Origin of the sequence: Actinomadura sp. WAC 06369 (genome assembly GCF_003947565.1) — a bacterium.
Classification (GTDB): domain Bacteria; phylum Actinomycetota; class Actinomycetes; order Streptosporangiales; family Streptosporangiaceae; genus Spirillospora; species Spirillospora rifamycini.
In genome coordinates this window covers 24,043-35,833 of record NZ_QHJN01000083.1, presented here as the reverse complement: position 1 = coordinate 35,833, position 11,791 = coordinate 24,043, and the positions used below count along the sequence as shown (strand labels likewise).

Annotated in this window: 13 protein-coding genes, 3 tRNA genes and 1 pseudogene; 5 read left to right on the top strand and 12 right to left on the bottom strand. The window is 75.2% G+C overall.

Annotation, left to right across the window (positions count from 1 at the left end; all coding sequences use genetic code 11):
* Together DMH08_RS42440 and DMH08_RS22325 are read right to left on the bottom strand one after the other, a co-directional pair.
* A pseudogene (locus tag DMH08_RS42440) lies at positions 1-391 on the bottom strand (hypothetical protein); the annotation flags it as partial.
* Between the two features lie 101 nt (positions 392-492).
* A complete protein-coding gene (locus DMH08_RS22325; protein ID WP_125617476.1) occupies positions 493-1,413 on the bottom strand; it encodes a thiamine-phosphate kinase in 921 nt (306 codons plus the stop codon).
* A gap of 117 nt (positions 1,414-1,530) precedes the next feature.
* Between DMH08_RS22325 and DMH08_RS22320 the strand changes: the two genes are divergently transcribed.
* Positions 1,531-1,764, top strand: a complete 234-nt coding sequence (locus DMH08_RS22320) for an Lrp/AsnC ligand binding domain-containing protein (protein ID WP_026403802.1) — start codon at positions 1,531-1,533, stop codon at positions 1,762-1,764.
* A gap of 18 nt (positions 1,765-1,782) precedes the next feature.
* Complete coding sequence (locus DMH08_RS22315; protein ID WP_034519364.1) at positions 1,783-2,247, top strand: DUF3515 domain-containing protein; 465 nt, start codon at positions 1,783-1,785, stop codon at positions 2,245-2,247.
* An 18-nt stretch (positions 2,248-2,265) separates the two neighbouring features.
* Here DMH08_RS22315 and DMH08_RS22310 read toward each other — a convergent pair whose 3' ends face one another.
* From DMH08_RS22310 to DMH08_RS22290, 5 genes are all read right to left on the bottom strand, one after another.
* Complete coding sequence (locus DMH08_RS22310; RefSeq protein WP_233617736.1) at positions 2,266-2,847, bottom strand: TetR/AcrR family transcriptional regulator; 582 nt, start codon at positions 2,845-2,847, stop codon at positions 2,266-2,268.
* A gap of 79 nt (positions 2,848-2,926) precedes the next feature.
* Positions 2,927-3,009 (bottom strand) — tRNA-Tyr (locus DMH08_RS22305).
* A gap of 38 nt (positions 3,010-3,047) precedes the next feature.
* A tRNA-Leu gene (locus DMH08_RS22300) sits at positions 3,048-3,120 on the bottom strand.
* Positions 3,121-3,125: 5 nt separating this feature from the next.
* Positions 3,126-3,199, bottom strand: a tRNA-Leu gene (locus DMH08_RS22295).
* Positions 3,200-3,422: 223 nt separating this feature from the next.
* Positions 3,423-4,829 carry a protein kinase domain-containing protein gene (locus DMH08_RS22290; RefSeq protein WP_125617473.1) on the bottom strand — a complete coding sequence of 469 codons (1,407 nt, stop codon included), beginning with the start codon at positions 4,827-4,829 and terminating at the stop codon, positions 3,423-3,425.
* Between the two features lie 142 nt (positions 4,830-4,971).
* On the opposite strand from DMH08_RS22290, the gene DMH08_RS22285 reads away from it, so the two are divergent.
* The gene (locus tag DMH08_RS22285; protein ID WP_125617471.1) at positions 4,972-6,873 is read left to right on the top strand and encodes a beta-propeller domain-containing protein; all 1,902 of its coding nucleotides are present in this window, start codon (positions 4,972-4,974) and stop codon (positions 6,871-6,873) included.
* Between the two features lie 18 nt (positions 6,874-6,891).
* Here the strand turns inward: DMH08_RS22285 and DMH08_RS22280 are convergent, their stop codons facing one another.
* The 3 genes from DMH08_RS22280 to DMH08_RS22270 form a co-directional block, all read right to left on the bottom strand.
* Positions 6,892-8,010, bottom strand: coding sequence for a D-alanine--D-alanine ligase family protein (locus tag DMH08_RS22280; protein ID WP_125617469.1), 1,119 nt, complete (start codon positions 8,008-8,010; stop codon positions 6,892-6,894).
* A gap of 78 nt (positions 8,011-8,088) precedes the next feature.
* Positions 8,089-9,078 carry an NAD(P)H-dependent glycerol-3-phosphate dehydrogenase gene (locus DMH08_RS22275; protein ID WP_034519411.1) on the bottom strand — a complete coding sequence of 330 codons (990 nt, stop codon included), beginning with the start codon at positions 9,076-9,078 and terminating at the stop codon, positions 8,089-8,091.
* A 17-nt stretch (positions 9,079-9,095) separates the two neighbouring features.
* Positions 9,096-9,926, bottom strand: coding sequence for a lysophospholipid acyltransferase family protein (locus tag DMH08_RS22270; protein ID WP_051301054.1), 831 nt, complete (start codon positions 9,924-9,926; stop codon positions 9,096-9,098).
* An 85-nt stretch (positions 9,927-10,011) separates the two neighbouring features.
* Between DMH08_RS22270 and cofC the strand changes: the two genes are divergently transcribed.
* Positions 10,012-10,686 carry a 2-phospho-L-lactate guanylyltransferase gene (gene cofC / locus DMH08_RS22265; protein ID WP_026403808.1) on the top strand — a complete coding sequence of 225 codons (675 nt, stop codon included), beginning with the start codon at positions 10,012-10,014 and terminating at the stop codon, positions 10,684-10,686.
* A 28-nt stretch (positions 10,687-10,714) separates the two neighbouring features.
* Positions 10,715-10,927, top strand: coding sequence for a cold-shock protein (locus DMH08_RS22260; RefSeq protein ID WP_026403809.1), 213 nt, complete (start codon positions 10,715-10,717; stop codon positions 10,925-10,927).
* A gap of 107 nt (positions 10,928-11,034) precedes the next feature.
* On the opposite strand, the gene DMH08_RS22255 is transcribed toward DMH08_RS22260, so the two are convergent.
* Together DMH08_RS22255 and DMH08_RS22250 are read right to left on the bottom strand one after the other, a co-directional pair.
* Positions 11,035-11,313 (bottom strand): HU family DNA-binding protein, encoded by a 279-nt coding sequence (locus tag DMH08_RS22255; RefSeq protein WP_026403810.1) that lies wholly within the window; start codon positions 11,311-11,313, stop codon positions 11,035-11,037.
* A gap of 158 nt (positions 11,314-11,471) precedes the next feature.
* Positions 11,472-11,705, bottom strand: a complete 234-nt coding sequence (locus tag DMH08_RS22250; RefSeq protein WP_026403811.1) for a hypothetical protein — start codon at positions 11,703-11,705, stop codon at positions 11,472-11,474.
* Between the last annotated feature and the right edge of the window lie 86 nt (positions 11,706-11,791).

The following is an 11,791-nucleotide window of genomic DNA, read 5'->3' as shown; positions in this document are numbered from 1 at the left end:
GCGCCACCCTCCCCGACGGCGCGCCCACGATGCCTCCCGCGATGCCTCCCGCGATGCCTCCCGGACAGGGCGGCACGGACCCGGGCGGGGGCGGTCCGCCCTGTCCGGGAGGCATCGCGGGAGGCATCGCGGGAGGCGTCGTGGGCGCGCCGTCGGGGAGGGTGGCGCGGGGGCCGGTGGACGCCGGGCCCGGCGGGCCGCCGTGCCCGCGCGGCGGTCCGGACGGCCGCCGGTGGCTGCCCGGCCGGGACACGAACACCTGATCGTCGGTGGGGCCGGCGAAGCCGTCGTAGCGAGGTCCGGTGGACGGGCCGACGGGCCGGCCCGGCGGCGCCTGCGCGCTCGATCCGGGCTCGTCCTCGGGCTGCTCGGGCTTGGAGTGTCGTCCCATTCCATTCCTCGTCGGTCAGGGGATGTATACCAAACCGGCACCAAATATGCCTACCGACCTGAGGATCGCACCGCGTTCCTTAATTCCGGTCGAAGCTCCGTTCACATGCGGAAATGGTCCCATCCCCCGCCTTCTGGAACGCGCCCGTCGACCCGGACGCCCGTTCCGCGCGCGACGGTGCCGATCCGCGTCCAGGACGGCGGCAGGGCGGACGCCGCCGGGAACGTGCCGGCGAACGCGTGGTCCTCGCCGCCGGTGAGCGCGTGCCGCAGCCCGTCGGGGCCGAGGACGTCCGCGACGGGGACGGCCGCCGACTCCACGTCGACCCGGACCCCGCTCGCCGCCGCGATGTGCCCGAGGTCCTGCAGCAGCCCGTCGCTGACGTCCAGCAGGGCGGTCGCGCCCAGCTCCCGCGCCTGCGGCCCGGCGCCGTAGGGCGGCTCCGGGCGCCGGTGGGCCGCGAGCAGCTCCGCGGGGCCGTCCCGTCCGGCCGTGAGCAGCTCCAGGCCCGCCGACGCGAAGCCCAGCCGCCCCCGGACGGCGACGACGTCGCCGGGGCGCGCTCCGGCCCGGGTGAGCGGCGCGCCGCCCCCGAGGTCGCCGAGCGCGGTCACTGCCAGGGTGATCTCCGGCGCCGCCACGACGTCTCCCCCGGCGACGGACGCCCCCGCGGCCGCGCACTCGTCGACGAGGCCCGCGTACAGGCCGTCCGCCCAGTCCGCCGCGGTCGCGGTCGGCGCGGCGAACCCGACGAGCAGCGCGGTGGGGCGGGCGCCCATGGCGGCGACGTCCGCGAGGTTCTGCGCGGCGGCCTTGCGGCCGATGTCGTAGGGGCCCGACCAGTCGCGGCGGAAGTGCCGGCCCTCGACGAGCAGGTCGGTCGTCGCGACCACCCGCCCGTCCGGCGCCGCGACCACCGCCGCGTCGTCCCCCGGCCCGAGCGGCACCCGCGGGCCCCGCGGCAGCCGCGCCGTCAGCCGCTCGATCAGCCCGAACTCGCCCAGCTCCCCGATCGTCGCCATCCGCCCATGTTTTCACCGCGCGGCCGCCGGTTCGTACCGCCCCGGCCGCCCGCCGGGGGCGGCGACGCGATACGGTGAACCGTCCGACGGCATTTTCTCCGCCCCGGGGAGGACGTGATGGTGCAGGCCTACATCCTCATCCAGACCGAAGTCGGCAAGGCCGCCGAAGTGGCGGGCCATATCTCCGGCATGACGGGCGTCACGCGCGCGGAGGACGTCACCGGCCCCTACGACGTGATCGTCCGGGCGGAGGCGAACAACGTGGACGAACTGGGCAAGCTCGTCGTCGCGCAGATCCAGACCGTCAAAGGGATCACCCGGACGCTGACCTGCCCGATCGTGCACATCTGACGGGAGAGCAAGCGGTCGATGGTGAAGCGTCGGGGGGCGCCGGCGACGGCCCTGGCCTTGGTGGCCGCGCTCAGCGCGGCGTGCGGCGACGGCGCGGTGCAGGTCCGGCCGCCGGAGCCGGACGCGGCGGCGCGGCGGCTCTGCGAGGGGCTGCGGCTGCCGGAGAAGCTGCGCGGGCAGGACCGGCGGGACACCTCGCCGGAGTCGGCGCTCACGGCGGCGTGGGGCTCGCCCGCGATCGGGCTGCGCTGCGGCGTCCCGCGCCCGGCGACGCTGCGGCCGGAGTCGCAGCTCGTCACGATCAACGGGATCGACTGGTACCCCACCCCCAGTGACCCACCGGTCACCTACACGGCGGTGGCCCGGCAGGCGTACGTGGAGGTGACGGTCCCGCCGGAGTACCACCCGGCGGGCGACGTCCTCATCGAGCTCTCCCCCGCGATCAAGGCCACGATCCCGCAGAAGCCCGAAGGCCAGATCTGACCGGACGGCCCCGGCGGCTCACTCGGGGCGGGGCAGGATCAGCTCGGCCATCTCGGCGAGCCGGTCGGCCATGCGGGAGTACGACGTGTACCCCATGCCCGCGTGCAGCAGCGCACCGGAGTAGGCGAGCTCCAGCGCGCCGAGCGTCCGCTCGTCGGCGTGCTCGCCCAGCGCCGCCGTGAGCCGCTCGCGGATGGCGACGCCGATGCGGGTCCGCAGTTCGCGGACGTCCGGGTCGGTGCCGAGCATCGCCGTCGTGCAGGCCGCCGCCAGCTCGGGCTCGTCCGACACCAGCAGCGCGATCTCCCGCAGCACCTCGATCGCCCGCGCGCGCGGCGGGCCGTCCGCCCGGACCGGCGGCAGCCCGCCGAGCCGGCGCCAGAACACCTCGGTGATCAGGTGGTTCTTGGAGGCGAAGTAGGTGTAGGCGGTCGCGGGCGCGACCCCGGCGCGGCGGGCGACGTTGCGGACGGTCAGCCCGTCGTAGCCGCTCTCGCGGAGCTCGTCGACGGCGGCGCCGGTCAGCCGCCGCACCGTCTCGGCCTGCCGCTCGGTGAGGCGCCGCCGCGTGGCCTCGATCGTCACCTGTTCCCCGGACACCCGTCTAGACATAGTCCAGGACGGCCCCGAATGCCAACACCGGCGGATCGGCGGGGCCGGTTCGGGGGAACCGGTTCGGTAGGGCGGGTGGGAGTCGAACCCACTCAGCGCGAGGCACCTGCTTTACAGGCAGGCCCGACTCTCCGGCGTCGGCGCCGCCCCTCGTGCGGCCGGCGTCCCGAAGGACGCGGTCCGCGTCGTGCCCCCGGAGGGATTCGAACCCCCAGCACACAGCACCTCATGCTGCCGTCTCTGCCGTTGGACTACGGAGGCGTGCGTGCGGCTCCCGGGATTCGAACCCGGAACGTCCACTTCCTGAAAGTGGTCCCTCTGCCGGTTGGGGTAGAGCCGCTCGTGTCGGGCGGGGAGGCGTCGCTCGCGGCGGCTCGTCCGGGGTGCCTCAGGAGGCGGGATACCGGCCGGGGCCAACGTGCGACGCCGAGGGCAGTCGACTGCTCGGTCGATACGGCGGCAGGGCCATGGCCGGTCCTCCTCTCGGGTCTCGCGTCACCGCCTTCGGCGGGCTGACGTGGTCTACGGTGCCATCCGGCGCGGCGGGGGCACAACCGGTTTGTTCACGCCCCGTCGGCCGGCGGCGCCAGGATCCCGATGAGGATGATCAGCCAGAACGCGACCATGAGCCAGCCGAGGGCGATGCCGGTGATGGCGAGGCCGAGGCCGCGTTCGCCGGAGCGGCGCACGCGGCTCCAGGCGATGTGCCCGGCGACGATCGCCGGGATGGACGGGAGGCCGCACGTCACGAGGCCGACGAGCCCGAACGTCAGGGCGTAGATCGCGTAGCTGTTGAGCGGCGGCTTCACGTGCGGGTGCGGGTTCGCGTGCGGGTTCGGGTGCGGGTTCGGCGGCGCGTGGTGGCGCGGCGGGCCGTAGGACGGGCGGGTCGCGACGGCGTCGGCGTACCGGGCCCACGACTCGGCCTCCGCGGTGCGGCCCTGGCCGCCGAGCAGCGCGGCGAGGTTGCGCATCGCCGCCGGGTCGCCGGCCTGGGCGGCCTGCCGGTACTGCCGCTCGACGAGCGCCTCGGCCTCGCCGTCGGCGAGCGCGGGCCCCGGGTGGGCGGACGGGCCCGGCACCGGCGGGGCGGGGCGCGGCGGGCTCGTGCTCTGCTGCTCCTGCCGCGGGACGGGGCGCGGCGGGCTCGTGTGCTGCTGCTGCGGCGTCCGGACGCCGCTGGAGATGAGCCCGTCGAGGAGTTCCTGGGCGGACGGCCGCCGCTCCGGGTCCTTCGCGAGGGCGCGGCGCACGGTGTGCAGGAGCGAGCCGTCCAGCCCGCTCAGGTCGGGCTCCGTGCTCATGATCCGGTGGATGACCGCCGGGAGGGAGTCGGCCGCGAAGCAGGTGTCGCCGCGGGCGGCGAACGCGACGGTGGCGCCCCACGCCCAGACGTCCGAGGCGGGGGACGCGCCGCGCCCGTCGAGCTGCTCGGGGGCCATGAACGCGGGGGTGCCGACGATGCCGCCGGTCGCGGTCAGCCGCGTCCCGCCGAGGGAGCGGGCGATGCCGAAGTCGATGACGCGGGGCCCGAAGGTGGACAGCAGGACGTTCGCGGGCTTGAGGTCGCGGTGGACGACGCCGGCGTCGTGGATGGCGGTCAGCGCGGTGGCGATGCCGACCGCGACGGCCTCCAGGTCGGCGCCGCGCAGCGATCCGCTCTCGGCGACGGCGGCGTCGAGGCTCTGCCCGTTGACGAACTCGGTCACGAGGTACGGGGGGTCGGCGTGCGGGTCGGCGTCCAGGACGGGCGCGGTGCAGAACGGGCGGACACGCTGGGCGGCCCGCACCTCGGACTCGAACCGAGCCCGGTACTGGGGGTCGGCGGCGTACTCGCGCCGGATGACCTTGATCGCGACCTTGCGGCCGGTGTCGTCCGCGCCGGTGTAGACGGTGCCCATCCCGCCTTCGCCGAGCCGGTCCATCACCCGGTACGGGCCGATGCGCTCCGGTGTCTCGGCATGCCACACGGGTGCGTTCTCCTCGAGGTGGGGGGCGGTCGCACCAAGCGTTGCATATCCGGACGCCCCGCGACGCGGCGACCGATCTCGACCGGGTCTCTGTCTTCGGCTTCCGGGGGAACCGGACGCGCCCGGGCCGCGTCCCACGCGAATGCGCGCACGTACGGTCCCGGCGGTCGCGATGGCCGCCGCGTCGGCGGTGGCGGCGGGCGGCTGCGCCCTGCGCGCCGAGGAGCCCCCGGCTCCGCCGCCCCCGCCCCCGATGGCCCTGGTCGGCTACCGCTCCTGCGAGCGGCTGCTGGACGGTCTGCGGCGGGCGACCGCGATGCAGGTCGGGCCGGACGGGCCGGCGGCCCCGGACTCGTCGGCGCTCGAGATGCGGCGGTCCGCGCCCGCCGTGCCGGGTGCCGCGGCGGAGGCGGCGCCCGTCCCCGAGCACTCCCTGACGAACGCGCACGAGCCCGGCGCGGACGAGCCGGACCTCGTCAAGACGGACGGCCGCCGCATCGTCGCCCTCGGCGACGGCGGCCTGCACGTCATCGACCCCGCGTCCCGGAAGATCGCGCACACGCTGGACCTGCCCGGCTCCGCCGCGGGCGGCGACCGGAAGCTGCTGATGGACGGCGACCGCGTCCTGGTGCTGGAGTCGCGGCGGACGGCGGTGGCGTTCGAGGGCCGGGCGCGGCTCCCCGAGGACGGCGGGGCGGCGCGTCCGGTCCCGCCCCCGCCCTCTCCCCCGGCTCCGCGGACGCGGCTGACGCTCGTGGACGTCGCGGGGGCGCCGCGCGTCGTCGCGACGCTGACGTCCGACACCGAGTACGTGGACGCGCGGCGCACCGGCGGGACCGTCCACGTCGTCGTCCGGTCGACGCCGCGGATCGACTTCCCCCGGCCGCGGCCGGGCCGTCCGGCGGCCCCCGGCGACGCGGCTGCGGCGATCGAGGCGAACCGGCGGGCGGTGCTGCGGACGCCGCTGGACGCCTGGCTGCCCGCGTTCCGCGTCGACCGCGGCGGCGGGCGGGTGGACGCGTTCCGGGCGCCGTGCGACCGGGTCAGCCGCCCGGCCGCGTACGGCGGGAGCGGCGCGATGCTCAGCGTGCTGACCCTCGACCTCGCGGGCGGTCTCGCCGACCCGCGGCCGATGGGCGTCGCGGTCGACGGGTCCACCGTGTACGGCAACGGAAAGAACCTGTACATCACGGGCACCCGGCCGCGCCCGTACGCCGAGCGGTCCGCGGCGGCCGAGCGGACGGACGTCCACATGCTCGCGCTGCGGCCGGGCGGGCCCCCGGAGTTCGCCGCGTCCGGGTCGGTGCCCGGGCGGCTGCTGAACCAGTACGCGCTGTCCGAGCACAACGGGCACCTCCGGGTCGCGACGACGTCCCGGCCCGATGACGCGCGGGCGTCGAGCAGCGCGCTGCACGTCCTCCGGCGGCGCGGGCCGCGCCTCGACGGGATCGGCCGCGTCGGCGGCCTCGGGAAGACCGAGCGCATCCACGCGGTCCGCTTCACCGGGCCGACCGCCTACGTGGTGACGTTCCGCCGCACCGACCCGCTGTACGCGCTCGACCTGTCCGACCCGCGCCGCCCCCGCGCCACCGGCGAACTGAAGATCACCGGGTACTCGGCCTACCTCCACCCGGTGGCGGACGGGCGCCTCCTCGGCGTCGGGCAGGACGCGGACGCGTCCGGACGCGTCGAGGGCCTCCAGGTGTCGCTGTTCGACGTGGCCGGACCGCCCCGGCGGATCGACGCGTACCGGATCCCGGGCGCGACGTCGTCCGCGGAGGCCGACCCGCACGCCTTCCTGTACTGGGCCCGCACCGGCCTCACCGTCCTGCCGGTGCGCGAACCCGGTGGCGGGACGAACGCGGCGCTCGTCCTGAAGGTGACGCGGGACGGCGTCGCGCGGACCGGGGACGTCGGGCATCCCGGCGCGTCCGTCCTGCGGTCGCTCGTCGTCGGCGACGCCCTGTGGACGTTCTCCGACGCCGGTGCGCGCGCGTCCGACGCCGCCACGCTCGCCGACCGCGCCTGGCTCCCGTACGGGTGACCGGCGCGGTCCGCGGGGTCAGCGCAGGCCGGTGGAGCGGGCGGCGGCGGTCCGGATGAGGCGGTCGACGACGGACGGGTAGTCCAGGCCGGTCGCGGCCCACATCTGCGGGAACGCCGACGTGGGCGTCATCCCCGGCATCGTGTTGATCTCGTTGAGGACCCAGCGGCCGTCCGGCGTGTAGAAGAAGTCGACGCGGGCGAGGCCCTCGCAGTCGAGCGCCTCGAACGCCTCGACGGCGACGCGCCGCACCTCCTCGACGGCCGCGTCCGGGAGGTCGGGCGGGATCGCCATCGTGGTGCCGCCGTCGAGGTACTTCGTCTCGAAGTCGTAGAAGTCGCTGTCGCCGGACGTCAGCACCTCGGCGGGCAGGCTCGCCTCGGCCGGGCCGTCGCCCTCCCCCTGCAGCACGCCGCACTCGATCTCGCGGCCCTCGATCGCGGCCTCCACGATGACCTTCGGGTCGTGCTCGCGGGCCGCCTCGACCGCCGCCTCCAGGGCGTCCTCGGACGTGACGCGGCTGATGCCCATGCTCGACCCGGCCCGCGCCGGCTTGACGAACACGGCGCGGCCCGCGTCCAGGCCGAGCTCCTTGATCTCGTCGATCTTGCGCTTGCGCTCGCGGCGCCACTCCCGGTCGCCGACCAGCACGTACGGGCCGACGGGCAGGCCCCGCGCCTGCCAGACGAGCTTCATGAAGCCTTTGTCCATGCCGACCGCGCTGGCCAGCACCCCGGCGCCGACGTAGCGGATGCCCGCCAGGTCGAGCATGCCCTGGATGGTGCCGTCCTCGCCGAAGGGGCCGTGCAGCAGCGGCAGGACGACGTCGACCTCGCCGAGCGCGGCGGGGACCTCGCCCGGGGCGACGGCGATGAGGCCGCGGGCGGCGGGGTCGAACGGGAGCGCGAGGGCGGTGCCGCCGCCGTCCACCTCGGGCAGCACGCCGTCCTCGATCGCGAGCCGCTGGTCGCCGGACGCCAGCACCCAGCGGCCGTCGCGGGCGATGCCGATCGGCACCACGTCGTAGCGGTCCCGGTCGATCGCGGCCATCACGGCTCCGGCGGTGACGCAGGAGATCGCGTGCTCGCTGCTGCGCCCGCCGAACACGACGGCCACGCGGATCTTGGATGGGGACATGATCCCCGACCCTACCGCTGCCGGGCCGGGGTCGGCCACGGCCGCCCCGGGCCCGCCCGCAGGGGCGCCCGCCGCAGGTCACACGCCATAACGCTCCGCCTTCGGCGACCGGGAGATCAGCGACACGGCGGCCTCCTTGATCGGCATGCCGTGGTGCAGGACGGCCGCGACCGCCTCCGTGATCGGCATCTCCACGTTGTGCTTGCGGGCCAGCTCCATCACCGCCTCCGCCGACTTGACGCCCTCGGCGGTCTGCTTCGTCACCGAGATGACCTGCTCCAGCGTCATGCCCCGGCCGAGGTTCTCCCCGAACGTCCGGTTGCGCGACAGCGGCGACATGCACGTCCCGACGAGGTCGCCCATCCCGGCGAGGCCCGCGAAGGTGTGCTCGTCCGCGCCCATCGCCACCCCGAGCCGGGTGATCTCGGCGAGGCCGCGGGTCATCAGTACCGCCTGCGTGCTGGCGCCGAACCCGAGCCCGACCGACATCCCGACGCACAGCGCCACGATGTTCTTCACCGCGCCGCCCAGCTCGCAGCCGATGACGTCCGTGGACGTGTACACGCGGAAGTACGGGGTCATCGTCGCCGCCTGGAGGCGGCGGGCGGCGTCCTCGTCCGCGCACGCCGCGACGGCCGCGCCGGGCTCCCCGCTCGCGATCTCGCGCGCCAGGTTCGGCCCGCAGAACACCGCGACCCGCTCCTGCGGGACGTCCGCGACCTCCCGCACGACCTCCGACATCCGCAGCGTGGTGCCGTCCTCGACGCCTTTCATCAGGCTCACCATGACGGCGCCGGGCGGCAGGTGCGGCAGCCACCCGGCGAGGTTCGCCCGGAGCGTCTGGGCCGGGACGGCGAGCGCGACGAAGTCGGCGCCGCGCAGGGCCTCGGCCGGGTCGAGCGTGGCGCGCATCCCCTCGGGCAGCGCGATGCCCGGCAGGTAGTCGGTGTTCTCGTGCCGGTCGTTGATCGCCTCGACGACGCCGGGCCGGCGGCCCCACAGGACCACCTCGCCGCCCGCGTCGTGCAGCAGCTTGCCGAACGTCGTGCCCCAGGAGCCCGCGCCCATCACCGCGGTCTTGAACGTCACGAGCCCGCCGCCTCGCTCCGGGACGGGCGCGCCCCGGCGTCGTCCGCGGCCGGACGGGCGCCGGGCACCGCGGCGCCGCGCCGTTCCGCCAGCACGCGGCGGTGGTCGTAGCGCTCCGCCGGCGGCTCCTCGCCGCGCAGCTCGCCGAGCAGCCCGGCGATCGCCGTCATGATGTCGTCGGTCGCGGCGCGCAGCGTCTCGCGGTCGAGCGGGCGGCCCGCGTACTCCGACAGGTCGACGGGCGGCCCCGCGATGACCCGCATCGTCTTGCGGGGGAACGGGTGGAAGCCCTTCTTCAGGGAGCCCGCGAGGCCGGTCTGCTCGCCCTTCTTGTACGGCAGCAGCTCGTGCGCGCCCCAGCTCGCCACCGGGACGACCTGCGCGCCCGTCTTCAGCGCCATCCGCGCGACGCCCGTCTGGCCGGTCATGGGCCACAGCTCGGGATCGCGGGTGCAGCTCCCCTCGGGGTAGAACATCAGGCACTCGCCGTCCAGCAGCGCGCGTTCGGCGTCCCGGAGCGCCATCGACGCGTCCGCGCTGTCCCGGTACACGGGGATCTGCCCGGTGCCGCGCAGGACGGTCCGGAAGAACCGCACGTCGAACAGCGTGGACTTGGCCAGGTAGACGGGGTAGCGGCCCGCCTCGTAGACGAAGTGGGCGAGCGCCAGCGGATCGGACTCGGAGATGTGGTTCGCGGCGATGATCACACCGCCCTCCCCGGGTACGTTGCCCCGGCCCCGCCAGTCCCGTTTCAGCAGCCCGAACAGCAGCGGGCGCAGGATGACGATCGTGAGCTTGCGCCAGGCCGGCGAATACCCGTGGCTCATGCCCCGTCCCCTTCCGATCCGTACCCCGGACGAACGCGGGGTGTCCTCAAGTTTCGTGGTTGCGTGCGCATAGTGTCGAGTTGCCATGTCTTCTGAAGCTGCGCCCAGCGCGCCCCGCCTCCAGTGGTCGCTCGTCGTGCCGGTCAAGGTCCTGGCCAGGGCGAAGACCCGGATGTCCGCGGCCGCGGGCCCGCACCGGCGGGACCTCGCCCTGGCCGTGGCCACCGACACGGTCGCCGCCGCACTGCGCTGCGCCCGCGTCCGCGCTGTGATTGTCGTCACCGACGATCCCCTTCCGGCCGCCGAACTGGCCGCCCTCGGCGCCCGGATCGTGCCCGACGAGCCCGACGCGGGCCTCAACCCGGCCCTGGAGTACGGGGCCGCGCGGGGCCGGGAGGCCGCCCCGGACGCGGGTGTGGGGGCGCTTTCTGCTGACTTGCCCGCTTTGCGACCGGACGAACTCGCGCGCGTCCTCGACGCCGCCGCGGCCGCGCCGCACGCGTTCGTCCCGGACGCGGCGGGCGTCGGCACCACCCTGTACACCGCGCGTCCCGGCGTCCCGTTCGCCCCGGCGTTCGGGCACGGCTCGCGCGCCGCGCACCGCGCCGGGGGCGCCCGGGAACTGGTCCTGGACTCCATCGACAGCGTACGCCGGGATGTGGACACGCCGGACGATCTTCGAGCGGTTCTCGCGCTCGGGGCGGGCCCGCACACCGCGTCGGTCGCGGCCCGGCTGCCCGCCCTCGCCGCCGACGCGTGAGCGGCGCGCCCGGCGTAGGGTGACCGGCATGCAGGCGACGGTGCGGACGTTCGACGACGAGACGCGCTCGGGCAGCGTGCTGCTGGACGACGGGACGGAGCTGCCGTTCGACGCCGCCGCGTTCGACGCGGGCGGCCTGCGGCTGCTGCGGTTCGGGCAGCGGGTCAACCTCGCGCTGCATGAGGGCCGGGTCGCGGTGGTGACGCTCTCGACGTTCCCGCTGCCGCCGGCGTCCCCCTGACCCGGACGCACGGCCCCGGACGCACGGCCCCCGGACACACGGCCCCCGGACACAAGCGAAGGCGCCCGGGACCATGCCAATCGGTCCCGGGCGCCTTCGCCGTGCGGCTACTTCTTTCCGGCCACCAGGTTCTTGAAGTCCGCGCCGGCCTTGAACTTCGGCACGGACGTCGCCGGAACCTCGATGGTCTTGCCCGTTGCGGGGTTACGGGCCGTACGGGCAGGCCGGTCGGCCTTCTCGAACGAACCGAACCCGGTGATCGCGACCTTGTCGCCCTTGGCGACGGCGGTCTGGATCGCCTCCAGGATGGCGTCGACGGCCTCGGCTGCGGCCTTCTTGCTGCCCAGCCGGTCAGAGATCGCGTCGACCAGCTCACGCTTGTTCATGGGTTACTCCTCTAGTTCCCCCCTTGCCCGAACGAAACTAAGGGACCCTCAGCACCGACACAATCACCTGCACGCAATGACTGGCGTGTCGCGGCCGTTTTTGTCGTTCTCGTCCCCGTCTCGCCGGGTGACCGGACCGGATCCGGCCACTGCGCACGCTAACGGACGTCGGGCGCGTCTTGGAAATCGGCGAGGAACGCCTCCAGCCTGCGTGCGGCCAGGGCGGCGTCGCGCTTCGCCAGATCGGTGATCGCCAAGAGGTGCCGGATGAGCCGCTGCCGGACGGACGGCGGGAGCGGCGCGACGGCGCGATGGGCGTCGCGCAACCGGCGCGCGAGCCGGGTCAGCTCCGGGTCCTCCCACGCCGGTCCGTCCCACGGGGCCGAGGTCACGTGTATCCCCCCAACACTCGTTCGGGCCTCCGCACACCTCGATTGTCCCTGCTCCGCGATTCGCCCCCCGCACCCGGGTACGCCGA

Coding starts and splice junctions, on each gene's coding strand:
- DMH08_RS22325 (WP_125617476.1), bottom strand. CDS start 1,413: ATGGCGACGATCGGGGAGCTGGGCGAGTTCGGGCTGATCGAGCGGCTG.
- DMH08_RS22320 (WP_026403802.1), top strand. CDS start 1,531: ATGGTGCAGGCCTACATCCTCATCCAGACCGAAGTCGGCAAGGCCGCC.
- DMH08_RS22315 (WP_034519364.1), top strand. CDS start 1,783: ATGGTGAAGCGTCGGGGGGCGCCGGCGACGGCCCTGGCCTTGGTGGCC.
- DMH08_RS22285 (WP_125617471.1), top strand. CDS start 4,972: ATGCGCGCACGTACGGTCCCGGCGGTCGCGATGGCCGCCGCGTCGGCG.
- DMH08_RS22280 (WP_125617469.1), bottom strand. CDS start 8,010: ATGTCCCCATCCAAGATCCGCGTGGCCGTCGTGTTCGGCGGGCGCAGC.
- DMH08_RS22275 (WP_034519411.1), bottom strand. CDS start 9,078: ATGGGCGCGGGCTCCTGGGGCACGACGTTCGGCAAGCTGCTGCACGAC.
- DMH08_RS22270 (WP_051301054.1), bottom strand. CDS start 9,926: ATGAGCCACGGGTATTCGCCGGCCTGGCGCAAGCTCACGATCGTCATC.
- cofC (WP_026403808.1), top strand. CDS start 10,012: ATGTCTTCTGAAGCTGCGCCCAGCGCGCCCCGCCTCCAGTGGTCGCTC.
- DMH08_RS22260 (WP_026403809.1), top strand. CDS start 10,715: ATGCAGGCGACGGTGCGGACGTTCGACGACGAGACGCGCTCGGGCAGC.
- DMH08_RS22255 (WP_026403810.1), bottom strand. CDS start 11,313: ATGAACAAGCGTGAGCTGGTCGACGCGATCTCTGACCGGCTGGGCAGC.